The following is a 24,849-nucleotide window of genomic DNA, read 5'->3' on the forward strand; positions in this document are numbered from 1 at the left end:
AAGATGCGCGCCGAAGCCAGCCGCGGATCGGACTGATCAGTTGAATCATGCGCTAAGCTTGGAAGAACCGAAAATAAACTTCGGCGATAGTTACCATCAACACTGTATTAATATTAATAAGCTCTAATGCAATTAGAGAATGAAATTATCAACGTAACTGAAACCTTAATTGAAAACGCGCGCGACTTTACGCAAATGCACTGCCGCGGCTTTTTTCAGCTCGTTTGGAGACGACATGCTTTGGCTGGGAAAAAATGCTGACAAAATACAGACACTTGAAGCTCTCTCTACCTCTCAGGCGATGATCGAATTCGATCTAAAAGGAAATATCATCAACGCAAACGAGAACTTCTGCGCCGCCCTCGGTTACAGGCTGGATGAGATCATCGGCAAACACCATCGCATCTTCTGCGATCGCGATTATGTGGAAAGCCAAGCCTATGCGGATTTTTGGAGAACTCTGGCAGGCGGAACATTTCAGGCTCAGGAATATAAGCGCATCCGTAAAGACGGCGCGGAAATATGGATCGAGGCGTCCTACAATCCCGTTTGTCGTGGTCGCCGTCCTTACAAAGTCGTCAAGATCGCCACTGACATCACTGCCAAGAAGCTGAAGGCAAAAGAAGACAGCGGTAAACTTGAGGCGATTTCGCGGTCTCAGGCCGTCATCGAGTTCACACCGCAGGGAGAAATCCTCACCGCCAACGACAATTTCTGCAACACGTTGAATTACAGCCTTTCCGATATAGTCGGCAAGCACCACCGCCTCTTTTGCGAACCTGCTTACGCGGCATCCAGTGAGTATGCGAACTTCTGGAAGCGGCTGGCGGCTGGCGAGTTCATTTCCGATGAGTTTGTGCGTTTCGGCAAGAACGGCAAGGAGGTCTGGATCCAGGCCGCCTATAACCCGATTTTGAATGATAAGGGACAGGTCGTCAAAGTCGTCAAATTCGCAACGGACGTGACACCCCGGATGAGCGCGATTTCAACGCTGGGGCACGCGCTGCGTCAATTGGCAGAAGGCGAGCTTCGCCAGCATCTCGCCACACCATTTGTACCCAGCATGGAAAAACTGCGCGGTGACTTCAATGAGGTTATCGAAAAGCTGCGCCTGACGATGCAAACCGTGGCACAGAATGCTGCCACCATCGCATCCGGCTCTGCCGAAATTCGCGTTGCTGCCGACCAGCTCGCACGGCGCACCGAGCAGCAGGCTGCCTCTCTGGAGGAAAGCGCTGCCGCACTGGAAGAAATCACCATGACGGTCAGGGATTCCAGCAAAGGTGCAGATGAAGCCGGAAAACTCGTAGGCTCTACCAAGGAAAGCGCAGAGCGCTCGGGTGACATTGTTCACCGCGCCATCGGCGCAATGGATAAAATTTCTCAGTCCTCGGGTGAGATCACCAATATCATCGGCGTCATCGATGACATTGCCTTCCAGACCAATCTTCTGGCACTGAATGCTGGCGTCGAGGCAGCGCGTGCGGGTGAAGCAGGCAAAGGCTTCGCAGTCGTAGCCCAAGAGGTGCGGGAACTTGCCCAGCGGTCCGCAAGCGCTGCCAAGGCAATCAAGGAACTCATCAATACATCCCGCCAGCACGTTGCCAATGGCGTCGATCTGGTTGGGCAGACAGGCGATGCCTTAAGACAAATCGCGGTGCAGGTAGGCCAGATCGATGTCAACGTATCGACAATCGTCAAGGCATCGAGAGAACAGGCTACCGGTCTGGTTGAAATCAACAATGCTGTGAACCTGATGGATCAGGCAACGCAAAAGAATGCAGCGATGGTGGAAGAAACCACAGCGGCGAGTCACGGTCTCGCCCGTGAGGCGGAAAGCCTGCGGGAGCTGTTGACACAATTCAACGTCGGCAACACAACGGCCAGTGCCTATGATACGTCGAGATCACCAAAGCTGGTGTCCGCGGCACGGTGAACTCCACGTACATCCAACTCTAAAATGCAAAAGGCGGCCCGAAGGCCGCCTTTTCCCGTCACGAGATAAAACGTTTACATGAACAGAACGAATGTCTTCTGCAACGTGATCCAGATACCCCACAAGATTGGGATACCGACGATTGCCCAGGCGATCAAAGCTTTGCCGTCAAAGCCGCCCTTGCCGATACCAAAGGAACCGGATGGACCGCTGCTCGCAGCTGTTGTCTTTGCCTGAAGTGATGCCACTTCAGCATCGGACATGTACCACTTGTCCTGCAACGGCTTCACCATCAGGTTGGCGATGAGGCCGACCACCAGCATTCCGGCCAGAATATACATGGTGAAATCGTAAACCTGTGCGCGGGGAATTCCGGCCGCGATCTGCGCTTCACGAATGTAGTTGACCACGACAGGACCGATGATACCCGCCGTTGCCCAGGCCGTCAGCAAACGACCATGGATCGCGCCAACGAATTGGGTGCCGAAAATGTCTGCGAGATACGCCGGAATTGTCGCAAAACCGCCGCCATACATCGAAACGATGATGCAAAGCATGCCGACGAACAGAGCCTTGTTACCCATACCAGCTGCCCACGGTGCAAGTGCGTACAACACGATCCCGAGTGCGAAGAAGGTGAAATAGGTGCCCTTGCGACCGATACGGTCGGAAAGCGACGCCCAGAAAAAGCGGCCAGCAATATTGAAGACCGAAAGCAGACCGGTGAAACCGGCAGCGATAGCACCAATCTGTGCCAGCTGTTCAGGCGTAAGGTCTGCGAACTTCACATCAGGAAGACCGATCAACGAACCGGCAAAAATTTCCTGAAGCATTGGGGACGCCATGCCGAGAACACCGATACCGGCCGACACGTTCAGGCAAAGAACCAGCCAGATCATCCAGAATTGCTTGGTCTTGTGCGCGTTCTTGAGATGAACGTGACGTGTGGTGATCATGGAGTTCTTCGCGGCAGGTGCAGTCCAGCCTTCTGGTTTCCAGCCCGCGGGTGGAATCCGGTAGCCGAAAGCACCCGCCATCATAAAGACGAAATAAATGGCCGCCATGACGAGAAATGTTTCCCACACACCGATAGACGCATCGGTACGGAAGTGGCGCATCAGCGCGTCCGCAAGTGGGGCGCCGATCATCGCGCCGCCGCCGAAGCCCATGATGGCCATGCCGGTTGCCATGCCGCGACGGTCCGGGAACCACTTGATCAGCGTCGACACAGGCGAAATGTAGCCGAGGCCAAGTCCGATACCGCCGATGACGCCAGCACCGAACCACATCAACCACAATTGGTGGGTCATGATGCCGACTGCTGCAATTGCCATACCGCCGCACCAGCAGATCGCCGACACGAAACCAGCCTTGCGTGGGCCAGCGCGCTCCAGCCAACCGCCCCAGATGGCAGCAGAGCAGCCAAGGAGCACGAAGAACAATGTGTAGATCCAGCCAAGGTCACTGACGCGCCAGTCGCACGTTGTAGTGAACAGCGCAGATCCCAGGTTGAGATCGGCGCAGGCAACGGAAGATGTGATGCCGATAGCCTTGGTCAATGGCAACCAGAATACCGAGAAACCATAGGCCATGCCGATGCAAAGATGGATGGCGAGCGCTGCTGGCGGAACCAGCCAACGGTTGAAGCCAGGCTTTGCGATAATTCTTTCGCGGTCCAGAAGACCTGCACCCGTCGCCCCTGGCGCGAGTGTGTCGTTCGTCGCTGTCATGTGTGTCCCTCCATTCGCCGCATCTGCGGTGAATTTCGATGTTGTTATTTGTCTCGAGGTTCAGCGTGACCTGTCGCTGATCCTGCAGGTCATACTGATAATCCCCGAAACCATGTCCCAAGCCCACGGGCCGAAAGACGTGAGGCGGCTCCTTCTTCGGGACGCTCACACGCAACGGCCTTTGTGTTGCTACACAGCCTCAGCAATTGGTGTGCCAGACACGAATTTGTTATTTATCAAGGAGATAGGACGGACAGCGTGGGAAGTAGAGACAAAATGTCCGACCCTTGCGACAAAATGTCCACATTTTCGCTTTCTTTTTGCCACTTTCGACAATGCTTACATGCACTTAAAGCACTTGCGGCAACCAGATGGTAAAGGTCGTTCCTGCACCCGGAACACTCGAGACAGTGATCTCACCGCCCTGGCGCACGATCAGCATCTGACTGACTGAGAGACCGAGCCCGGTCCCTTCCTGCCGCTTCGTGGTGAAGAACGGGTCGAAAATGCGGTCCACAACATCCTGACTCATCCCTACCCCGGTATCAGCCACCATGATGGCCACGCCTTGAGAGCCGTGCCGCTGCTCATCGACGCTATCCAATGTCAGCGTCCCGCCGTGCGGCATGGCATGGGCTGCGTTGACGATGAGATTGACCAGAACCTGCTGCAATTCTGTCCTGTTCATAGCCAGGAGTCCCGTGGCATCGTCATGGCGCACGACTTCGATACCAGCGCGGTTGAGGACGTGCTTCACCAGCGGCATACAATCCGACAGGACGCTTTCGGGTCTTAGGCGTTCCACGTACCCGGCAAACTCCTCCGGGCGCGCAAACTGCAAAAGTTTTCCAACAATCCTACTAATGCGGTCTACCTGTTCGTCGATCAGGTTGAATTCGGTTTTGGCGACATCCCCTCCGTCACCCAGCATGCTGCGCGCCACCTCCAGATTGCCCTGAATGACGGCGATGGGATTGTTGATCTCGTGCGCAACGCCTGCGGTAATCTCACCAATAGTCGCCAGCTTCTCGGACATGACCAATTGCTTGGTCGTCGCCTCAAGGCGGAGATTGGCAAGCTGTAACTCCTGCGTCCGCTGTTCGACACGAACGTTCAGTTCCTCGTTCCACGCCCTCAACTCGCCCTCACGCTGCTGAAGGCGGCCCAGCAATTTGTCAAGATGAACGGCGACCTGACCGATTTCATCTCCGGTTGGAGGCAGGCCTGTCCTTGCACCGAGATCTCCGTCATCGACTTTGGATATGGTCTGCGTCATGCGCTCCAGAGGCCTGAAAATGTCTCGCGCCCACCTTAAAAAAACGGGTATGCTGAGGATTGTTATCCCCAGAAACGCTGCAATGATCGAACCGAGCGTCTCGTATTTCGCACGTGCAAAAGGCGCTTCCAGAAAACCGACATAGAGCATGCCGATGCGCTTTCCGTAGCTGTCAACCAGTGGCTCGTAGGCTGATATATACCAGTCGTTGACGACGAAAGCGCTGTCGAGCCACACTTGCCCGGCGCCGAGCACTGCCGAATGAACGGCCTCCGATACTCGCGTCCCCAGCGCTCGCCGATTTTCGAAAAGACGAACATTGGTGCTGACGCGCACGTCATCCAGAAACAGTGTGGCCGTACCCTGGCTACCTTCCGGCAGGCTGGCTTGTCGGTAGACGAGGTCATTGATCTCATCGATGAAATCGAGGTTCTGGTTCAGCAGCCTACCCCCCACCAACGCCATCGCGCCTCTGCCGGGCAGTTTCAACGGGCTTGCCGCGTGGATCATCATCCCGCGCGTCTCCGCCGCCCGATCATCTTTCTGCGCATTGGAAGTCGGAAGAAGCTCGAGGCGTGCCCGCTGTGCGAGAGCGGGAGAGAGAGCCGAAAGCTCCTGCTCCGAAAAAATATCCATGGCATGGGATGCCTTGCCACCGAGTGCGGTGGCACGAACGGGCCAATCCACACGAAGCCTCGTTGCAGCGGTGCCCGCGCTTGCCGTGACAACCCCATCAGCATTCACGACAAATAGGAAGTCGAGGCCGAGCTTTTGGCGATTATCCTCCAGAAAGGCTTTCAGTGGAGCTTCTTGCCCTTCGGTCCCGATATCCCGCAACCGTGCAGAATCGGCAATCCCCTCCAGCCTTTCGCCAGTATTCTCGAGAATCGTCGCCAGATATTGATGGGCGACAGTCAAGTCGCTGTTGACCTTGGTAATCAGCAGCGCATCGAACTTGCCGCTCCAGCGCACCATCGTCACACCCAGCAACAAGGGCAGGATGACAAGTGTCGGCAATAGAGCAATGGCCAGAAGACGCACGCGAACCGACCGCACGACATTGATGGATGTCACAGTGCCCGGTCTCTCAGCCATGCCAGGACGACATCTTGCGATCGATCGTTTTGCGGGAAATACCAAGACGTCGTGACGCCTCGTCTCTGTTTCCCCCCACATCATCCAGAACAGCCAGAATATGCCGCCGCTCCACATCATCCAATGTGCCGGAGGCCACAGGCGCGGACGCGCCGCTGCGCAAATCGAGCGGGAAACGTCCAAGAATGACGCTTCGCTCGACAAAATTGCGCAGCTCGCGCACATTCCCCGGCCAGTGATAGGAAAGCAGCGTAGCGCGCACCGCGTCATCGATCTTCACTGGCGGCATGCCGAGTTGCTGTGAAAGCTTGTGCATGAACAAATCTGCAAGTTCCACAACGTCGCGCTCACGGTCACGCAGCGGCGCGAGATAGATCTGCATGACATTGATGCGGTAAAAAAGATCTGCTCGGAAACGTCCCTTTTCCACATCTGCCACCAAATCTGCGTTGGTGGCGAAGACGAAGCGTATATCGACAGGCACTTCCCGCTCGGCACCTACTGGACGCACCTTGCGGTCCTCGATCACCCGCAGCAGCTTGCTCTGCAACGCAATCGGCATCTCACCGATCTCATCCAGAAACAGGGTTCCACCTTGCGCATGCAGAAACAGCCCTTCGCGGCGGCTGTCTGCGCCCGTAAACGCGCCTTTCACATGTCCGAACAACTCTGTTTCCAGCATGTCGGCAGGGATAGCAGCACAGTTTATCGGTACGAAAGGTTTGTCCGCGCGGTCTGATAGCTCATGAATGGAGCGCGCCAGCACTTCCTTACCCGTACCAGACTCCCCGGTCAGAAGTACGGATGTCGGAAGCGGTGCCACGCGGCTGATCATATCGCGTGTTTGCTGAATAGTCGCGGAACTGCCGACCAACCGGTCGCGCAGAAAAATATGGTCGGACGCTGTTTTAAGCTGATATTTGAGCGCCGAGTTTTCCCTTTGCAGGTTGGACCGATCGAGCGCCCTCGATATGGCATTCAGAATCTGGTTGGAGCGAAAGGGTTTCAACACAAAATCGGCAGCTCCCGCGCGAATGGCCTGAATGGCAGTATCGAGATCGGCGTAGGCCGTCATCAGGATGGCCTCGGCGTAAAAGCCGATCGCCCTTTGCTCCGCCAACCATTCCAGCCCGGTTTTTTTGGGCATGATGTTGTCCAGAATGACGATATCGAAATGGCGATCATCAAGCTTGCGCGTCGCCTCCGCCGTGTCGGCTGCTTCGTCTACAAAGGCGCAGCGAGCCTCCAGCGTGCGCATTAGAAAATTGCGCATACCCGTTTCATCATCAATGATCAGAACCGAAGCCTTTGCCAGCCAAGGCCCGAAATCGGTGGCCTGAACGGTTGTCCGCGTTTTCGAAATCATGTCATGCTGCATGCTGCTCTCCCGGAACCGACCTGTCCCTCGGCACCTCAGATGTTTTGTAAGGAGATGCCCGGAACTCTGAAATTCCAGTGGCGCAAGCCACATTCGAGCAATGTCGAACTGACGAATATCAAAGTCGCAAAGGAAAGCAAAACGAATGCTGCGCCACGGGTGGCTATTCGTGATTGAGACCGTCGAACGTAATCCGATCTGGACGCGTGAAGATTTCCATATCGTCGCCCCGCACCAGAGCGACAAGCGTCATTCCGGCCTTCTCCGCCGTTTCGATGGCAAGCATTGTCGGCGCAGAAACCGCAGCAAGCACCGGGCTCCCCAGAATGGCGGCTTTCTGAACCATCTCCACGGAAATACGACTGGTCACGATGACGGCACCGCTTGCACCCAAGTGACCGCTTCGCAAGACTGCACCTGCCAGTTTGTCCAACGCATTATGTCGTCCAACATCCTCCCGCGCCGCGATCAAACCTTTCGTGGGGTGATAGAAGCCCGCCCCATGCACGCCTCGCGTTTGCCGGAAGATCGGTTGAGCTTCGTGCAGAGCATCCATCGCGGCGACGAGATCGATGGTGTCGAGGGTAAGCCGGGTCCGCGAAACATCCGGGATAGGCCGCACCGCCTGCTCGATGGATTCGATGCCACACAAACCGCAGCCAACAGGCCCCGCCATGTGCCGTCTGCGACTGCGCAAGGCATCTGCCTGCTCATCGAAAAGCGAAACCTGGACATCAAATCCCTGCTCGGTCTCGACTATCTCTATTGACTCGATCTGAGATAGCTCCGTGATGATGCCTTCCGTAAGGCTGAAGCCGACGGCAAAATCTTCCAGGTCAACGGGAGATGCCATCATCACCGCATGGGTAGAGCCGCCATAGGAGAAGGCGACAGGTATTTCTTCCGGTACGTTTCTGTTGCCGCTGGACACCACGCCGTCACGCAGGGATATGCGCTTCACCATCTGATAGGCTGAACTGACAGACATCCCTGCTCCTCTTATGCTGACGGGCGTTGGACGGTCGATGCCCACTTTGACACTTCCATGTACCAAAAACAAAAAGCGGCCCATTCGAGCCGCTTGAAGTTCCGTTTTTGTGGGCAGTCATTCTTTCGAACCCGCCCGGTGCTTTCAAGCGGCGACGAGAACCTCATGAAGGTTCGTCAATTCATACAGGTGCTTTTCGAGCTTGGTAAGATGCTCGTGATGATGGTTGCCTTCCTGAATTTCGGAACGGGCAGCATCGATACGTTTCTGCAAATCGTCAGGGGTGATATCGTCAGCGGCTGATGCCGACTCTGCCAACAATGTGCAACCGCTTTGGACGATGTCCGCAAAACCGCCGAAAACAACGTATTTATGTGTTTCGCCAGAGGCGAACTTCACAGTGACGAGGCCTGGCTTGATGGTCGTCATAACAGGCGCGTGGTTCGGCAAAACCGTCATTTCGCCAAGCATGGCCGGAATGACAACTTCAGTGACCGTCTCGGATACGAGCAGCCGCTCGGGAGAAACAAGTTCGAATTTGAAAGTGTCGGCCATGGCTATTCACTTCTTCTATGTTGCGCGACAGACAAAGGCGCGTGGAAAAGCCACGCGCCTTTCTTGATAATTTTATCAGGCAGCTTCAGCAGCCATTTTCTTGGCTTTTTCGACGGCTTCTTCCATCGAACCAACCATGTAGAAAGCAGCTTCCGGCAGGTGGTCGTACTCGCCGTTGACGAGACCCTTGAAGCCCTTGATCGTGTCTTCGAGAGCCACGAGCTTGCCCGGAGCGCCAGTGAAGATTTCAGCCACGAAGAATGGCTGCGACAGGAAGCGTTCGATCTTACGAGCGCGCGCAACCGCCAAACGGTCTTCTTCAGACAGTTCGTCCATGCCGAGGATGGCGATGATGTCCTGGAGGGCCTTGTAGCGCTGCAAGGTCATCTGAACCTTACGAGCAACTTCATAGTGCTCTTCGCCAACGATCATCGGGTCGAGCATGCGCGACGTGGAGTCGAGCGGGTCAACAGCCGGATAAATACCCTTTTCCGCGATAGAGCGCGACAGAACCGTCGTTGCGTCCAAGTGGGCGAACGATGTTGCTGGTGCAGGGTCGGTCAAGTCGTCGGCGGGCACGTAAATGGCCTGAACCGAGGTGATCGAACCCTTGGTCGTGGTGGTGATGCGTTCCTGCATCTGGCCCATGTCGGTTGCCAGCGTTGGCTGATAACCCACAGCGGAAGGAATACGACCCAGAAGAGCCGACACTTCGGAACCAGCCTGCGTGAAGCGGAAGATGTTGTCCACGAAGAACAGAACGTCCTGGCCTTTGTCGCGGAAGTCTTCAGCGATAGTCAGACCCGTCAGAGCAACGCGAGCACGCGCGCCTGGCGGCTCATTCATCTGGCCGTAAACGAGAGCAGCCTTGGAGCCTTCGCCACCGCCAAGCTTGTTCACGCCGGATTCGATCATTTCGTGGTAAAGGTCGTTGCCTTCGCGGGTACGTTCACCCACGCCAGCAAATACCGAGTAACCACCATGCGCCTTGGCGACGTTGTTGATCAGTTCCATGATGAGAACGGTCTTGCCAACGCCGGCGCCGCCGAACAGGCCGATCTTGCCGCCCTTCGCGTAAGGGGCGAGAAGGTCGACGACCTTGATGCCTGTAACCAGAATCTGGCCATCGGTGGACTGCTCCACGTAAGACGGCGCTTCCTGGTGAATGGCGCGCATGCCGGAGGTGACCAGCGGGCCTGCTTCGTCAACCGGCTCGCCGATGACGTTCATGATACGACCGAGCGTCTCAGGACCGACCGGAACGGTGATCGGAGCGCCCGTGTCACGAACGGCCTGACCGCGAACCAGGCCTTCGGTCGAGTCCATGGCGATTGTACGCACGACGTTTTCGCCGAGGTGCTGCGCAACTTCGAGAACCAGACGGTTGCCGTTATTGTCAGTCTCAATCGCGTTGAGGATCGCAGGCAGATCGCCTTCGAACGCCACGTCGACAACAGCGCCGATAACCTGCTTAACCTTGCCGGTCGCGCCAGTGATCGCTGCGGTTTTCTTTGGGGTAGCTGCCTTAGCCATTATCCTTACCCTCTTTCCTTAACCTCAGAGCGCTTCCGCGCCCGAAATGATTTCAATCAGTTCCTTGGTGATCTGAGCCTGACGCTGACGGTTATAGGAAAGCGTCAACTTGTTGATCATTTCACCGGCGTTGCGCGTGGCGTTGTCCATCGCGCTCATCTTGGCACCCATTTCGCCAGCCACGTTTTCGAGCAGAGCCCGGAAAACCTGAACGGAAATGTTGCGCGGAATAAGGTCTTCCAAAATGGAAGCCGCATCCGGCTCGTATTCATAAATCGCTGTCGTTGCAGACTGCTCGACCTCGACCGCAGGAGCCGCAGCGGGAATAAGCTGCAGACCCGTAGGTATCTGGCTGATGACCGATTTGAACTCGGAATAGATCAGCGTGCAGACATCGAACTCACCGGCGTTGAAACGCGCGATGATCTTCTTGGCAATACCATCGGCGTTCTCGAAACCCACCCGCTTCACGTCACGCAGTTCAATGCGTTCGATGATGTTGGCCGAGAATTCGCGACGCAGGCTATCGTAGCCCTTCTTGCCGACAGTCATGATTTTGACCGTCTTGCCCTGCGCGATCAGCTTGCGAGCGCGATCACGGGCAAAACGGGAAATCTGCGCATTGAAACCACCGCAAAGACCACGGTCAGCCGTGCAGACGACGAGCAGATGCACGTCGTCCTTTCCCGTACCGGTCATCAGAACCGGAGCAACGTCTGCCTCTACCGCCTGAGCGATATTGGCAAGCACGGCACCCATGCGCTGCGAGTAAGGCCGGGCGGCCTCCGCAGCTTCCTGGGCGCGCCGAAGCTTCGCCGCGGCGACCATTTTCATCGCCTTGGTAATCTTCTGCGTCGCCTTTACGGAGGCTATGCGGTTTTTCAGATCCTTTAGTGAAGGCATCCGTTATCCGTCCCAGTCACGAGGCTAATCAGGAGAAAGACTTGGCGAAATTTTCAAGAGCAGTCTTCAACTTGCCCTTGGTGTCATCGCTAACAGCCTTTTCCGTGCGGATGGTGTCGAGAATGTCTTTGCCTTCCGAGCGGAGGTAAGACAGCAGACCCTGCTCGAACTTGCTGATGTCTGCAACAGCGACCTTGTCCAGGTAACCATTCACACCAGCAAAAATCACGGCAACCTGTTCTTCCGTCTTGAGCGGAGAGAACTGTGGCTGCTTGAGCAACTCGGTCAGACGTGCACCACGGTTCAGCAGGCGTTGCGTGGAAGCATCGAGGTCGGAACCGAACTGGGCAAAGGCTGCCATTTCACGATACTGGGCAAGCTCGCCCTTGATCGAACCGGCAACCTGCTTCATGGCCTTGATCTGAGCGGCAGAACCAACGCGCGAAACCGACAGACCGACGTTAACAGCCGGGCGGATACCCTGATAGAACAGGTCGGTTTCGAGGAATATCTGGCCGTCGGTGATCGAGATCACGTTGGTCGGAATAAACGCGGAAACGTCGTTACCCTGCGTTTCGATGACAGGCAGAGCCGTCAGCGAACCATTACCAGCAGCGTCGCCCATCTTGGCGGCGCGCTCGAGCAGACGCGAGTGCAGGTAGAAAACGTCGCCAGGATAAGCTTCACGGCCCGGAGGACGACGCAGAAGGAGCGACATCTGACGGTAGGCAACAGCCTGCTTGGAAAGGTCGTCGTAACCGATCAGCGCATGCATGCCGTTGTCACGGAAGTATTCGCCCATGGCGCAACCGGCAAACGGTGCCAGATACTGCATCGGAGCAGGATCGGAGGCCGTTGCAGCAACGATGATGGAATACTGCAGAGCGCCACGCTCTTCAAGAACCTTCACGAACTGGGCGACGGTCGAACGCTTCTGGCCGATAGCGACGTAGACGCAGTACAGCTTTTCACTGTCTGGACCACTGTCGTGGATAGCCTTCTGGTTCAGGATCGTATCGAGAATGATCGCTGTTTTGCCGGTCTGGCGGTCACCGATGACCAGCTCGCGCTGACCACGACCAACAGGGATCAGAGCGTCGATGGCCTTGAGGCCGGTCGACATTGGCTCGTGAACCGACTTGCGTGGAATGATGCCGGGGGCCTTGACGTCAACACGCGAACGGCGCGTTGCGTTGATCGGGCCTTTGCCGTCGATCGGATTGCCGAGAGCATCGACAACGCGGCCGAGGAGCTCTGGACCGACAGGAACGTCAACGATAGCGCCAGTCCGCTTGACGGTGTCGCCTTCCTTGATGTCACGGTCAGAACCGAAAATAACGACGCCGACGTTGTCATTTTCAAGGTTGAGTGCCATGCCGCGAATGCCGCCTGGGAACTCGACCATTTCACCGGCCTGAACATTATCGAGGCCGTAAACGCGGGCAATACCGTCACCGACGGAAAGCACTTGGCCGACTTCCGAGACTTCAGCCTCGTTGCCGAAATTTTTGATCTGGTCTTTTAGAATTGCGGAAATTTCCGCGGCGCGGATATCCATCAGCCAACCTCTTTCAGTGCAAGCTTAAGGGTGGAAAGTTTGGTGCGAAGAGACGTATCGGTCTGGCGCGAACCAACCTTGACGATGAGACCGCCAAGAATGGATGGATCAATGGTCAGAGCGACCTTCACATCCTTACCAGTGACGCTCTTCAACGCCGCTTTCAGTTCAGTTTCCTGCGCCTCATCCAGCGCATGTGCCGAAGTCACTTCGGCAGTAATCTCGCCGCGATGAGCGGCAGCGATTTCACGATAGGCAACGATCATTCCGGGAACGGCAAACAGGCGACGATTGCCCGCAACGACCTTTAGAAAGTTTGCAGACAGACCAGAGATACCGGCCTTTGCAGCAAGAGCGGAAATTGCTCTGGACTGATCTTCAGACGAAAAGACCGGGCTCGCAACCAGACGCTTCAGGTCATCACTTTCATCCAGCAAGGCCTGAAACGTATCGAGATCGGCACCGACTGCATCGACAACACCCGCTTCCAAAGCGAGCTCGAAAAGCGACGACGCATACCTTTCCGCCACACCGGATGTTCCATGGGAGGCATTTGCCACGGGCACTTTTTCCCTGCTAATCGTCCAAGAAACAGGCGCCGATTTCGCAGCGCGCCAAATTCTTGAAATCGTTTCAATTTCCCCGAAAAAGACCGGAATTCCCCCCTGTCTTTTATCGATTTCGCGGTCCGTCTAGCATAGGAAGCGGGGACTCGCAACACGCGTGGTAACGGAAAGTGTCTTTTGGGCCAGAGGAGGAACGTTAATTTTTTCAAATTACGCAGTTGTGACCCGCAATGGCATCATTATCGACAAAAAATCGTTTTTAGAACAACCCGAAGACGTACATCAACGGCAATGCAGCTAAGACGAAATGAACAACCAGGAGTAGGCAATTTCGCACCGTTGCTCCACCATCCGACAGGATCGAGAGAATGGCACCGAACACGGCAAGCGCAAAAGATGCGCCGAATGCGAGATAGACCATGGGCTGTGCCAGAAGCAGCGCGCTTGCGCCAAAGCCGAGATAAAAGCCTCCGAGAGACGAGCGTAGAAGGACCAGGCCGTCACGTCGATCCGTCATCAATTGCAAACCGAACAGGCGGAACGTCACCCCCGGTGCGAACATGATGAAAAGTCCGATGATGGCAGACACAGCCGCAGCAACAAAAGCCATTTGCTCGCCGAATTCACTCGGAAAATAGAATTCCATGATAGTCCCCAAATCAGTGATCCCCTGCCGCCTTATGCCACGGCAGGCGACACATCGAAAGAAGCTCAGAGAAAACTTTGTGGATCGATATCCACCTGAACATGCACCGATCCGCGCTCTTTCGGCCCGCTGCCCAGCATCGCGCGCATGAAACCTTGCATGTCGGAGTTCCGCTTGCCGTGGACGAGCAGCCGGAAACGGTATCGCCCGCGAATGAGTGCAAGCGGCGCTTCGGCAGGTCCCAACAGCATGATGCCCGAGGCCTGCGGGGCGGATGCACGCAGACCACGCGCATGGGTCTCGGCTTCCGCTCGCGTATCGGCAGAGACGATGAGAGAGGCCAAACGACCGAATGGCGGCAGCAGTGCCTTTTCCCGCTCGATCACTTCGCGTTCGTAAAAGGCTGCAGCGTCGCCTGAAACGATGGCCTGCATGACGGGATGTTGCGGTTGATAGGTTTGCAACAGGCCATGGCTCTTGAGGCCGGTTCGGCCTGCTCGGCCCGTGACCTGTGACAAAAGCTGGAATGTGCGTTCCGCGGCACGTGGGTCTCCATTCGCCAACCCCAGATCCGCGTCGACGATACCAACGAGTGTCATAAGTGGAAAGTTATGACCCTTGGCGACAAGCTGCGTGCCGATAACGATATCCGCCTCGCCCTTAACGATGGCTTCCAGTTCCAGCCGCAGACGCTTGACGCCCATCAGGTCGGAAGACAGCACGATGGTCCGCGCCTCTGGAAAGTGCTTCTCGACTTCCTCGGCAATACGCTCCACGCCGGGACCACAAGCTGCGAGATGATCGAAGGTGCCGCATTCAGGGCAGTGATCGGGTGTCGGTTGGTTGTGACCACATTGGTGACATTGGAGTTGGCTGCGAAAACGGTGCTCCACCAACCAGCTCGAACACTGCGGGCACTGAAAGCGGTGGCCGCAAACGCGGCACAGTGTCAATGGTGCATAGCCACGCCGGTTCAAGAACAGTAGAGACTGCTCGCCCTTTTCAATGGTTTTGGCTATGCCACGCAACAGCACCGGCGACAGAAAGCCGCCTCTCTCAGGCGGATGGCGGCGCATATCGACCAGATGCAGGTCCGGCATCGCCGCATCGCCAAATCGCGTATGCAAATGAATGGTATTATAACGGCCCGAGATGCCGTTGACCTGGCTTTCGACGGAGGGTGTCGCCGAAACCAGCACCACCGGGAAGTCGGCGATTCGCGCCCGCACCACGGCCATATCGCGGGCATTATAATAGACGCGGTCTTCCTGCTTGTAAGCCGGGTCATGCTCTTCATCGACAATAATGAGCCCAAGATTGTCAAAAGGCAGAAACAGCGCAGAGCGCGCACCGGCGACCACCCGCACCTCACCCGTCACCGTTTGCCGCCAGACTTTTTCACGCATCCTTGGTGACAAATCGGAATGCCATTCTGCCGGTTTGGAGCCAAAGCGGTCCTGAAAGCGATCCAGGAACGACGCCGTCAGCGCGATTTCCGGCAAGAGGATCAGCACCTGCTTGCCCTGCCGCAGGGTTTCGGCCACGGCCTCAAAATAGACCTCGGTCTTGCCAGAGCCGGTGACGCCGTCGATCAGCGAAACAGCAAAGCCGCCCTTCTTCACGTCTTCCAGAATCTCGGACGCCGCCTGCTTTTGCGGCCCTTCGAGACGGGGCTCGGTATAATCAGGATCGGGCTCGGCCACGACAGGCGGAGCGGGCAGGAAAACAGTTTCGAAAATGCCCTGCTTGGCCAAACCGTCGATGACACTGGTTGACACGCCAGCGGCATTGGCAAGACCGCTTTTGGTCCAAGCATGCCCTTCACCGGCCAACTCGATGACACGCCCGCGCGCCGGCGTCAGCCGTTCCGGACGCGCCTCTGTCAGCCGCAAACCTTCGATCATCGGTTCAGGGTCGAATGCAGCAGGCGCACGCAACGCCATGCGCGCCACCAGCCCGGGCGGCGACAGCGTGTAAGTGGCGACCCAGTCGATGAAACGACGCATTTCGTCTCGTATCGGCGGGCAGTCGAATTTTTTCGTGATGGGCCGCAGCTTCTTCGGATCGACAGAGGCACCATCCGTCTTATCCCAGACAACACCGATAACCTGGCGCGGACCCAAGGGAACCTGCACGATGGACCCCGGCTCCACCACCATGTCGTTTGGAACTGAATAGCTGTAAGGCCCCGGCGCTGGCATCGGTACCAGAACGGGCACGGACGTCACAGGCGCACCGTGTGTCGGCTGTTGATCGCCAAACAGCGCCCCAAACAGATCGGTCGAATCTTTTGCCATGATGTCGGCGACCATGCCCTTTGCCAAACGAAAAGGGAACCTTTAGCGGAACACGTCGCGCCCTGTCACCCGCATTTTAACCAAATACTGACGGCAGTTCTCTAGTGTCCATCCAGATATAAGGACGACGCGACGTGGATGAAATCCTGACCTTTGCCGATCCAGACCTTCTGAGCGAACGCCAGTCATGGCTTCGCGCACTGGAGGGCGAGCGTCGGCTGTCGGATAACACGGTCGAAGCCTATGAACGCGATACCCGCCAGTTTCTGATGTTCATGACGGGATATCTCGGGCATCCAACGCGCATCAGCGATGTCAGCAATCTGCGTGCCGTCGATCTGCGTGCCTTTCTGGCATCGCGCCGGAAGGAGGGTGCCGGTGCCCGTTCATTGGGACGCCATCTCGCCGGTCTTCGATCTTTCCTGCGATATTTGGAAAAGAAAGGGCTGGTGAATGCTGCCGGTGCTACGGCCATGCGCTCGCCCAAACAACCAAAATCACTGCCCAAGCCGCTCACTGACCGACAGGCGCTGACAATAACCACAACGGAAGCGCAGCTTTCCGAAGAGCCCTGGATTGCCGCGCGCAATGCCGCCGTGCTGGCCCTGCTCTACGGCTGTGGTCTGCGCATCTCCGAGGCTCTAAGCCTCACACCGGCCGATTTGACAAGCGGAACACGTAGCCTGCGAGTGACCGGCAAAGGCAACAAGATGCGCATTGTTCCTCTGCTTGCTGTCGTGCTGGAAGCCGTCGATGCCTATCGCAAACTCTGTCCCTATCACCTGCCAACGGACGAACCGCTTTTTGTCGGTGCGCGTGGTGCTAAACTTCAGCCTGCCATCATCCAGCGCGAAATGCAGAAATTGCGAGGCGCATTCGGTCTGCCCGAAAATGCCACGCCACATGCGCTTCGCCATTCCTTCGCCACCCACCTTTTGGCGGGTGGTGGCGATCTTCGCACGATCCAGGAATTGCTGGGCCATGCCAGCCTGTCCACCACACAGATTTACACCGGTGTCGACACGGCCAGACTGCTCGAAATCTACGACAATGCCCATCCGCGGGCATAGCGAAAAGGCCGAAAGAGTGACGGTGTTTCGATCCACGCTTAAAATGAAACAACCACCAACAGTCTGTTAACTATAGCTATTAACCCTCCATGCAACCCCCGCCGCTATAAACGACGGCAGAAAACCGGGGTGATTCGATGACCGTTCTTTCCAGGCCGCAGAGCCTGACATCGCTGCTGATGGGCCGTTTGGGTGACACGCTGTTGTGGCTGCTTGCTTCACTGCATGTCACGGCGCTTGCCGTTCTGGCTTTGACCCTGTTGTCGTTGAGCCAGGCCAATGCAGCAGAGCAATCGATCACCTGCGCAGGAAAAGATCTTCTGATCGACATGCAAAAAAGCGATCCGGCGCGCTATGACGCCATCCTTGCGGATGCCAAAAAAATACCAAACGGCAAAGGCGCTTTCTGGAAAATAGAAAAGGCAGGCGTTGAGCCATCCTGGCTTCTCGGCACCATGCATATTTCCGATCCTCGCGTATTGGCAATGCCCAACGGCGCAAAGGAAGCATTTGCGAAGGCCTCGACCGTGATCGTCGAATCCGACGAAATCACCAGCGAAAAGCAAGCAGCGACATCTTTGCTTTCAAAACCGGAGCTGACGATGTTTCTCGATGGCAAATCCATCACCGATATGCTCTCGAAAGACGATGTCGCAAAGCTGGAAAGTGGTCTGAAAGAACGCGGTATCCCCCTGAACGCCGTGGTGAAAATGAAGCCCTGGATTTTGTCGAGCTTCGTCGCACTTCCGGCTTGCGAATTTGCCCGCAAGGCAAAAGGCGCGAGCTTTCTGGATATGCAACTGGCCAATGATGCCGTGCGGGACGGCAAACAACTGGTAGGCCTTGAAACGCTGCTGGAGCAACTGACCGCCATTTCCGAACTGCCCATGTCCTTCCACATTCAGTCCCTTATCGAGATGCTGCAGATGGGCGACCGCATGGACGATGTCATGGCAACGATGATCGATCTCTATCTCGCAGGCGATATCGGCACCATCATGCCCATGATGAAAAACATCGATGCCAAGGATGACAGCCAGACACAGGATGGATACGCAGCCTTCGAACAGCGCATCATCGATGATCGCAACCATGTCATGGCGGATGGCGCCACGCCGCATCTGGAACAGGGCAACCTCTTCATGGCCGTCGGTGCGCTGCATCTGCCGGGCGACGTTGGCGTCATAGAACTTTTGCGCGCTAAGGGTTTTACCATCACAGCGGTTCAATAAGGCGAACTTCGCCTCCTAACCCACTGTAAATTTAGAATATTCTAAACAAAAAACCGCCCCGCGTCATGCAACCATCTGGCGCGCAAACCATTCCCTCCGTCAAGCACAGCGCTGTCTAGCGCCGTTTACGACTTGTATCTGGAGAGGGGATTTCCATGACCGAACCGCAAACGCCCGAGGTCCGCAAACGCGTGGGCCTGACGGAGGGCGTCAACAAACCCGTATTCATATGGTCCGTGGCACTGACGCTGGTGTTTGTCGTGGCCGGGGTTGTCGTTCCCGAAGGCTCGGCTGCGTTTTTCAGTTCCGTTCAGTCCTGGATCGTCGCCGAACTCGGCTGGGTCTATCTGCTATCCGTTGCTATTTTTCTGATGTTCATGCTCTATCTGGGCTTCTCCAGCCACGGCAAGATCAAGCTCGGACCGAACCATTCGGAGCCGGATTATAGCTACGGCGCGTGGTTCTCCATGCTGTTTGCAGCTGGCATGGGCATCGGCCTCGTCTTTTTTGGTGTGGCGGAACCGGTCAAGCATTTCATAGCACCTCCCGTGGGTGACGCGGCAACGATCGAGGCAGCGCGCACGGCTATGGAAATCAGCTACTTCCACTGGGGACTGCATGCCTGGGCGGTCTATGCCGTTATCGGCTTGTCGCTTGCCTACTTCTCGTTCCGCCACGGCTTGCCGCTGACGATGCGATCCGCGCTCTACCCCCTCATCGGCGACCGAATCTATGGTCCGATCGGTAACGCCGTGGATATTTTCGCGGTCATCGGCACGCTCTTTGGTGTCGCGACATCTCTTGGCCTCGGCGTGCTTCAGGTCAATGCGGGCTTCAACCATGTCCTTGGCTGGCCGATCAGTTTCTGGATACAACTGCCGTTGATCGTCGTCATTACCGGAATGGCGACGATATCTGTTGCCACGGGTCTCGATAAGGGCATCAAGTTCCTGTCTAACTTGAACATGCTGATGGCAGTTGCGCTGATGCTGTTCGTATTCGTGGTGGGACCGACGACGTTTTTGCTTCGAGCATTCGTGCAAAATCTCGGTGCCTATCTCGACCAGTTCGTTTTGCGCACCTTCTACATGTATGCATACGCGCCAAATCAGGGACCAGCCGAGTGGTTGGGCGATTGGACGTTGTTCTATTGGGGTTGGTGGATCGCATGGTCTCCGTTCGTCGGCATGTTCATCGCGCGCATTTCGCGTGGTCGCACCATCCGCGAATTCATCGCTGGCGTATTGCTGGTTCCAACAGGCTTCAGCTTTGCATGGATGACCGTGTTTGGTGACACCGCGATTTCCATGCACCTGACCGGAGCTACGACTGCGGTTTCGGATGCAGTGGCAAACGACGTCACGCTCGCTCTCTTCGTTTTCCTCGAGCAGTTCCCGCTAGGTGTCTATGTGTCCTGGTTCGCCATGGCGCTTATCGTATTTTTCTTTGTCACCGGGGCTGACTCGTCAGCGCTCGTCATCGATACGCTGACATCGGGTGGACGCGAGGATGGTCCAACGGCGCGCCGGGTTTTCTGGGCAATCGTCTCAGGGATCATCGGTGCCATTCTACTTTCGACGGGTGGATTGGACGCACTTCAGACTGCCTCGATTGCAGGTGCACTGCCCTTCACTTTCGTCATGCTGTTGATGTGTTGGGGCCTTTGGAAAGGCTTGAAGCGGGAGGGGGCGCGCCAGAATGCGCTGGTGCAAAGTCTCAGACCTCGTCAATCGGCGAGTTGGCAGCGACAGTTACAGGGCATTCTGAATCATCCCGGAAAAGCCGAAACGGAGCGCTTCTTCAGGGAAACTGCGACGCCTGCCTTGGAAGCCGTTGCTCTGGAGTTGGATAAGAAGTCTCTGGCCTCGCAGATGGATATTAGGGACGACAGGGTAAAGCTGGTCGTCACCCCTGGCGAAGCCGAGGAGTTCATCTATGGCATAAGAATGCGCCGCTATGAGACGCCGGGCTACAGTTTCTTTGAAAGGCAATCCAGTCGCAAAACGGCAGAGTACTACTATCGGGCAGAGGTGTTGCTGTCAGATGGCGGACAGGATTACGACGTCATGGGCTTCACCAAAGAAGAACTTATCCAGGACGTTCTGTTGCAGTATGACAGGCACTTTCAATATCTCCACGCTATCAGAACATAATGCGGCGTACAGAAAGCGCACATAAAGAAGGCCGCAGTCTGGGAAGACTGCGGCCTTTTCGTTGACTTGAAATCTTACATGTGGATCGGCTTGAAGAAGGTGGCGAGTGCCGCTTCTTTCACGGCTTCCGACATGGTCGGGTGCGCATGGCATGTGCGACCGAGATCTTCAGACGAACCGCCGAATTCCATCAGCACGGAAATTTCCTGGATCAACTCACCGGCGCCGAAGCCGAGGATATGACCGCCGAGAACGCGATCCGTTTCCTTGTCCGCAAGGATTTTCACGAACCCGTCGGTAACCTGCATGGCGCGCGCGCGACCGTTGGCGGTGAAGGGGAACTTGCCGACCTTGTAGGCAATTCCTGCTGCCTTCAATTCCTCTTCAGTCTTGCCGACAGAGGCGACTTCCGGCTGTGTGTAGACGACGCCTGGAATAACGTCATAATTCACATGGCCGTGCTGACCTGCGAGAATTTCCGCCAGTGCGACGCCTTCGTCTTCGGCCTTGTGCGCCAGCATCGGACCCTTGACCACGTCGCCAATGGCGTAGATGCCTTCCACATTGGTCTTGTAGTGACCATCGATTTCGACGCGGCCACGGCTGTCCAGAACGACGCCTGCTTCTGCCAGGCCCAGACCTTCGGTGTAAGGCTTGCGACCTGTAGAGATCAGAACGACATTGGCGTCCAGCGTTTCAGCCGCACCACCCTTGACCGGCTCGAACACCACCTTGGCGCCATCGCCAGACTTCTCGACGGCGGTTACCTTCGCACCAAGCTTGAAATCAATGCCCTGCTTGGCAAACAGACGCTGGGCCTGCTTGGACAACTCACCGTCCATGCCAGCGAGAATGTTGTCGAGATATTCAACGACCGTGACCTTCGCGCCCAGACGCGACCAGACCGAGCCGAGCTCGAGGCCGATGACACCGCCACCGACAACAATCATCTTTTCCGGAACCTTGGTCAGCGCAATGCCGCCTGTGGAGGACACGATGACCTGTTCATCGATGTCGACCTGCACGCCCGGAATGCCCGCAATATCAGAACCGGTTGCAATCACTATGTTCTTGGCTTCGATTTCCTGAACTTCGCCCGCATCATTGGTCACCGAAACCTTGCCGGCGGAAACAACCTTTCCGAGACCCTGGAAGGTGTCGATCTTGTTCTTCTTGAACAGGAAGGCGACGCCATCGACATTGGCCTTCACCACGCCGTCCTTATGGCCCATCATCTTTTCAAGGTTGAGCGTTGGCGCAGCAACCTCAATGCCAAGGCTGTCGACGCCGTGGGCGACATGCGCAAAGACTTCAGATGCGTGCAGCAGGGCCTTGGACGGAATGCAGCCGACATTGAGGCACGTACCGCCATAGGTCGCGCGCTTTTCGATAACGGCAACTTTCAAACCAAGCTGAGCCGCCTTGACCGCGCAAACGTAACCACCGGGACCGGTGCCGATAACAACTACATCATAAGCCATGTTCTTGTTCCTGATTAACTACTGACGGGACTGCAGCCCGCCCTGTCCGAATTGACCTGATCTCAGGCCGCTTTTTCCGTTGCAAGTTTAATTCCAAGCGCGATGAAAACCACGCCGCTGGTGCGGTCGATCCACTGGCTGGCGCGCCCGAAGGCTGCGCGCATGCGCGGTGTCGTCATGAATATGCTTACGCCAACAAACCAGACGATCAGGCAGCTTGCCATCACCATTCCGTATCCGAACTTGATGGGGATGGGCGTGTGTACGCTAACCACCGTCGAAAAGATCGAAAGAAAGAAAAACACCGGTTTAGGGTTCAGCGCATTAGCCGCAAAACCGAGTGTAAATGCCTTGAGCGCCGATTGCTCGCTGGCGCGCGGTGCGACGTCTGGTGCGTCCAGCACCGTCATATCGGTTTTGCCAGCACGCAACGACTTGAGGCCGATATAGATCAGATAAGCGACGCCAAGCCATTTGACGATGTTGAAGAGGTAGACAGACTGCGAGATGATCAAGCCTAGGCCAAGGATCGTATAGGTCACGTGGAACATCAACGACGTTCCAACACCGAAACTTGTGATTATGGCCTGACGGCGGCCATGCACCATAGCCTGGCGCATGACCATTGCGAGATCTGCGCCCGGCGAAACGATAGCGAAGAAGAAGATCGCCATCAGTGAGGCCAGTTCGATCACATATTGATGCATGAGCCTAAACCTTTAGAACAGCAACACAAAGAGCATAAGCAACAGCCCTATCATCGAACCGATCCATACCAGTGAACGGACATAGGGGATTCCCGTCAGATAAAGCGGGATATAGACGATGCGGCAGACGATCCATATCCAGGCACCGGTGAGGGCAAGGCCAATCGGGTCACCCGCCATGATGACGCCGAAGGCCAGCGCGATAAAGGCTGGATATGTTTCTAGAAAGTTTGACGCTGCGCGCTCTGCCCGGCCGGCAAGCTGGCCTTTTACCTGCTTATTGTCGTCGCGCGGACCAGCATTCCAGTCACTGCCCAGTTCCTTCGTCGCTGTCAGAGCTTGCAGCGCGATATGCACCATAAGAATGATGACGCTCACCCCGATCAGGGGAAGAAACGGCGATGCAGCGAGGAAAGTGGGTTGCACGAGCAAACTCCTGAGACAATTTCAGCGGGATTTCAGTTGAAACCCCGCTGACGAAAAAAGCAAGTTCGATCAGAGATCGAGAACCAGACGCTCAGGATCTTCCAGGCTTTCCTTGACGCGAACCAGGAATGTCACGGCTTCCTTGCCGTCAACGATGCGGTGGTCATAGGAGAGCGCGAGGTACATCATCGGACGGATGACGACCTGACCGCCGATGGCAACCGGACGCTCCTGGATCTTGTGCATGCCCAGAATACCCGACTGAGGCGCATTGAGGATCGGCGAAGACATCAGCGAGCCGTAGACGCCACCATTGGTGATGGTGAAGGTACCGCCCTGCATGTCGGCCATGGACAGCGAACCATCACGGGCAGACTTTGCAAGACGTGCCAGTTCCTTTTCAACCTCGGCAATCGACATCTGGTCGGCATCACGGATAACAGGAACGACGAGACCCTTGTCGGTGCCCACAGCCATGCCGACGTGACAATAGTTCTTGTAGATGATGTCGGTGCCGTCGATCTCGGCGTTGACAGCAGGCAGTTCCTTCAGGGCATGGGTGATAGCCTTGGTGAAGAAGCCCATGAAGCCAAGCTTGACGCCATGCTTCTTCTCGAACACGTCCTTGTACTTGGTGCGCAGGTCCATGACGGCCTTCATGTCCACTTCATTGTAAGTGGTCAGCATGGCAGCTGTGTTCTGTGCATCTTTGAGGCGGCGCGCGATGGTCTGGCGCAGGCGCGTCATCTTCACGCGCTCTTCGCGAACGGCGTCGCCTTCGGCAGAAACCGGACGTGCTGCGGCAGGTGCAGCCGTGGCCGCCGGAGCGGCGGAAACGCCCTTGGCAACAGCTGCCAGAACATCGCCCTTCAAAACTTGTCCACGCTTGCCGGAACCATCGACCTGATCAGCCGAAAGGTTATTTTCAGACAGCAATTTGCCAGCAGCCGGTGCAGGCGGCATGGCGCTAGGCGCAGGAGCGGCAGAAACTGAAGCAGGTGCTGCGGCAGCGGCGGCGGGCTCAGGGGCTTTTGCGGGCGTTGCAGCCGGTGCGGAAGAGGCAGTGCCCGCTGCACCTTCTGCGATCTGGCCAAGCAGCGCATCAAGACCAACCGTTTCGCCATTTTGCGCAACGATTTCGGTCAGCACGCCTGAAACAGGGGACGGCACTTCAACCGTTACTTTGTCGGTTTCCAGTTCAACCAACGGCTCATCAGCCTTGACGGTATCGCCAACCTTTTTGAACCATGTTCCCACAGTTGCTTCGCTGACGGATTCGCCGAGGGTTGGTACGCGGATTTCAGTGGCCATGATCTAGT

Annotated in this window: 19 protein-coding genes; 4 read left to right on the top strand and 15 right to left on the bottom strand. The window is 56.3% G+C overall.

Translation table 11 applies throughout. The features are described 5' to 3' along the window. Nucleotides 1-235 precede the first annotated feature (235 nt). Nucleotides 236-1,936, top strand: a complete 1,701-nt coding sequence (locus ATO67_RS06190) for a methyl-accepting chemotaxis protein (RefSeq protein ID WP_067645745.1) — start codon at nt 236-238, stop codon at nt 1,934-1,936. Nucleotides 1,937-2,010: 74 nt separating this feature from the next. Here ATO67_RS06190 and ATO67_RS06195 read toward each other — a convergent pair whose 3' ends face one another. The 11 genes from ATO67_RS06195 to ATO67_RS06245 form a co-directional block, all read right to left on the bottom strand. After that, the gene (locus ATO67_RS06195; protein ID WP_067645746.1) at nt 2,011-3,666 is read right to left on the bottom strand and encodes an OFA family MFS transporter; all 1,656 of its coding nucleotides are present in this window, start codon (nt 3,664-3,666) and stop codon (nt 2,011-2,013) included. Between the two features lie 349 nt (nt 3,667-4,015). Continuing rightward, on the bottom strand, nt 4,016-6,037 hold the full coding sequence (locus tag ATO67_RS06200; protein ID WP_067645748.1) for a sensor histidine kinase: 2,022 nt from the start codon (nt 6,035-6,037) through the stop codon (nt 4,016-4,018). After that, the gene (locus tag ATO67_RS06205; protein WP_067645750.1) at nt 6,030-7,415 is read right to left on the bottom strand and encodes a sigma-54-dependent transcriptional regulator; all 1,386 of its coding nucleotides are present in this window, start codon (nt 7,413-7,415) and stop codon (nt 6,030-6,032) included. The genes ATO67_RS06200 and ATO67_RS06205 overlap by 8 nt, the downstream gene beginning before the upstream one ends. Nucleotides 7,416-7,578: 163 nt before the next feature. Then, nucleotides 7,579-8,403 carry a formate dehydrogenase accessory sulfurtransferase FdhD gene (gene fdhD, locus ATO67_RS06210; protein WP_067645752.1) on the bottom strand — a complete coding sequence of 275 codons (825 nt, stop codon included), beginning with the start codon at nt 8,401-8,403 and terminating at the stop codon, nt 7,579-7,581. Between the two features lie 144 nt (nt 8,404-8,547). Next, complete coding sequence (locus ATO67_RS06215) at nt 8,548-8,958, bottom strand: F0F1 ATP synthase subunit epsilon (protein WP_067645753.1); 411 nt, start codon at nt 8,956-8,958, stop codon at nt 8,548-8,550. A gap of 75 nt (nt 8,959-9,033) precedes the next feature. Next, entirely contained in the window at nt 9,034-10,491 is a 1,458-nt protein-coding gene (gene atpD / locus ATO67_RS06220) for a F0F1 ATP synthase subunit beta (RefSeq protein ID WP_067645755.1), read from the bottom strand. 24 nt (nt 10,492-10,515) lie between these two features. Continuing rightward, nucleotides 10,516-11,394, bottom strand: a complete 879-nt coding sequence (locus ATO67_RS06225; RefSeq protein WP_067645757.1) for a F0F1 ATP synthase subunit gamma — start codon at nt 11,392-11,394, stop codon at nt 10,516-10,518. Between the two features lie 28 nt (nt 11,395-11,422). Further along, nucleotides 11,423-12,952 carry a F0F1 ATP synthase subunit alpha gene (gene atpA / locus ATO67_RS06230; RefSeq protein ID WP_067645759.1) on the bottom strand — a complete coding sequence of 510 codons (1,530 nt, stop codon included), beginning with the start codon at nt 12,950-12,952 and terminating at the stop codon, nt 11,423-11,425. Continuing rightward, the gene (locus ATO67_RS06235; protein WP_173645923.1) at nt 12,952-13,518 is read right to left on the bottom strand and encodes a F0F1 ATP synthase subunit delta; all 567 of its coding nucleotides are present in this window, start codon (nt 13,516-13,518) and stop codon (nt 12,952-12,954) included. The genes atpA and ATO67_RS06235 overlap by 1 nt, the downstream gene beginning before the upstream one ends. A 259-nt stretch (nt 13,519-13,777) precedes the next feature. Then, nucleotides 13,778-14,164: an AGROH133_08824 family phage infection protein gene (locus ATO67_RS06240; protein WP_067645763.1), complete on the bottom strand. Its 387-nt coding sequence runs from the start codon at nt 14,162-14,164 to the stop codon at nt 13,778-13,780. Nucleotides 14,165-14,229: 65 nt separating this feature from the next. After that, complete coding sequence (locus tag ATO67_RS06245) at nt 14,230-16,461, bottom strand: primosomal protein N' (protein ID WP_067646204.1); 2,232 nt, start codon at nt 16,459-16,461, stop codon at nt 14,230-14,232. A 134-nt stretch (nt 16,462-16,595) separates the two neighbouring features. Here ATO67_RS06245 and ATO67_RS06250 point away from each other — a divergent pair, with 134 nt between their 5' ends. The 3 genes from ATO67_RS06250 (at nt 16,596) to ATO67_RS06260 (ending at nt 20,916) form a co-directional block, all read left to right on the top strand. Beyond that, entirely contained in the window at nt 16,596-17,531 is a 936-nt protein-coding gene (locus ATO67_RS06250) for a tyrosine recombinase XerC (protein WP_067645765.1), read from the top strand. A 137-nt stretch (nt 17,532-17,668) separates the two neighbouring features. Continuing rightward, nucleotides 17,669-18,763 (top strand): TraB/GumN family protein, encoded by a 1,095-nt coding sequence (locus tag ATO67_RS06255; RefSeq protein ID WP_067645767.1) that lies wholly within the window; start codon nt 17,669-17,671, stop codon nt 18,761-18,763. Nucleotides 18,764-18,918: 155 nt separating this feature from the next. Next, complete coding sequence (locus ATO67_RS06260; RefSeq protein ID WP_067645769.1) at nt 18,919-20,916, top strand: BCCT family transporter; 1,998 nt, start codon at nt 18,919-18,921, stop codon at nt 20,914-20,916. A 74-nt stretch (nt 20,917-20,990) separates the two neighbouring features. Here ATO67_RS06260 and lpdA read toward each other — a convergent pair whose 3' ends face one another. The 4 genes from lpdA to odhB all read right to left on the bottom strand — a co-directional run bounded on the left by lpdA (nt 20,991) and on the right by odhB (nt 24,841). Next, entirely contained in the window at nt 20,991-22,397 is a 1,407-nt protein-coding gene (gene lpdA, locus ATO67_RS06265) for a dihydrolipoyl dehydrogenase (RefSeq protein WP_067645771.1), read from the bottom strand. 62 nt (nt 22,398-22,459) lie between these two features. Beyond that, a complete protein-coding gene (locus ATO67_RS22805; protein WP_067645773.1) occupies nt 22,460-23,104 on the bottom strand; it encodes a LysE family translocator in 645 nt (214 codons plus the stop codon). Between the two features lie 12 nt (nt 23,105-23,116). Further along, on the bottom strand, nt 23,117-23,530 hold the full coding sequence (locus tag ATO67_RS22810; RefSeq protein ID WP_067646207.1) for an MAPEG family protein: 414 nt from the start codon (nt 23,528-23,530) through the stop codon (nt 23,117-23,119). 69 nt (nt 23,531-23,599) lie between these two features. After that, a complete protein-coding gene (odhB, locus tag ATO67_RS06280; RefSeq protein WP_067645775.1) occupies nt 23,600-24,841 on the bottom strand; it encodes a 2-oxoglutarate dehydrogenase complex dihydrolipoyllysine-residue succinyltransferase in 1,242 nt (413 codons plus the stop codon). Nucleotides 24,842-24,849: the final 8 nt, after the last annotated feature.

This window comes from Agrobacterium bohemicum (assembly GCF_001562555.1).
GTDB classification, from domain to species: domain Bacteria; phylum Pseudomonadota; class Alphaproteobacteria; order Rhizobiales; family Rhizobiaceae; genus Agrobacterium; species Agrobacterium bohemicum.

Bases quoted from the DNA above. Each gene is read 5' to 3' on its own strand.
- atpA (WP_067645759.1), bottom strand. From the start codon at position 12,952: ATGGATATCCGCGCCGCGGAAATTTCCGCAATTCTAAAAGACCAGATC.
- ATO67_RS06190 (WP_067645745.1), top strand. From the start codon at position 236: ATGCTTTGGCTGGGAAAAAATGCTGACAAAATACAGACACTTGAAGCT.
- ATO67_RS06260 (WP_067645769.1), top strand. From the start codon at position 18,919: ATGACCGAACCGCAAACGCCCGAGGTCCGCAAACGCGTGGGCCTGACG.
- ATO67_RS06205 (WP_067645750.1), bottom strand. From the start codon at position 7,415: ATGCAGCATGACATGATTTCGAAAACGCGGACAACCGTTCAGGCCACC.
- ATO67_RS06245 (WP_067646204.1), bottom strand. From the start codon at position 16,461: ATGGCAAAAGATTCGACCGATCTGTTTGGGGCGCTGTTTGGCGATCAA.
- ATO67_RS06200 (WP_067645748.1), bottom strand. From the start codon at position 6,037: ATGGCTGAGAGACCGGGCACTGTGACATCCATCAATGTCGTGCGGTCG.
- ATO67_RS06240 (WP_067645763.1), bottom strand. From the start codon at position 14,164: ATGGAATTCTATTTTCCGAGTGAATTCGGCGAGCAAATGGCTTTTGTT.
- atpD (WP_067645755.1), bottom strand. From the start codon at position 10,491: ATGGCTAAGGCAGCTACCCCAAAGAAAACCGCAGCGATCACTGGCGCG.
- odhB (WP_067645775.1), bottom strand. From the start codon at position 24,841: ATGGCCACTGAAATCCGCGTACCAACCCTCGGCGAATCCGTCAGCGAA.
- ATO67_RS06215 (WP_067645753.1), bottom strand. From the start codon at position 8,958: ATGGCCGACACTTTCAAATTCGAACTTGTTTCTCCCGAGCGGCTGCTC.
- ATO67_RS06255 (WP_067645767.1), top strand. From the start codon at position 17,669: ATGACCGTTCTTTCCAGGCCGCAGAGCCTGACATCGCTGCTGATGGGC.
- ATO67_RS06195 (WP_067645746.1), bottom strand. From the start codon at position 3,666: ATGACAGCGACGAACGACACACTCGCGCCAGGGGCGACGGGTGCAGGT.
- lpdA (WP_067645771.1), bottom strand. From the start codon at position 22,397: ATGGCTTATGATGTAGTTGTTATCGGCACCGGTCCCGGTGGTTACGTT.
- ATO67_RS22805 (WP_067645773.1), bottom strand. From the start codon at position 23,104: ATGCATCAATATGTGATCGAACTGGCCTCACTGATGGCGATCTTCTTC.
- ATO67_RS06225 (WP_067645757.1), bottom strand. From the start codon at position 11,394: ATGCCTTCACTAAAGGATCTGAAAAACCGCATAGCCTCCGTAAAGGCG.
- fdhD (WP_067645752.1), bottom strand. From the start codon at position 8,403: ATGTCTGTCAGTTCAGCCTATCAGATGGTGAAGCGCATATCCCTGCGT.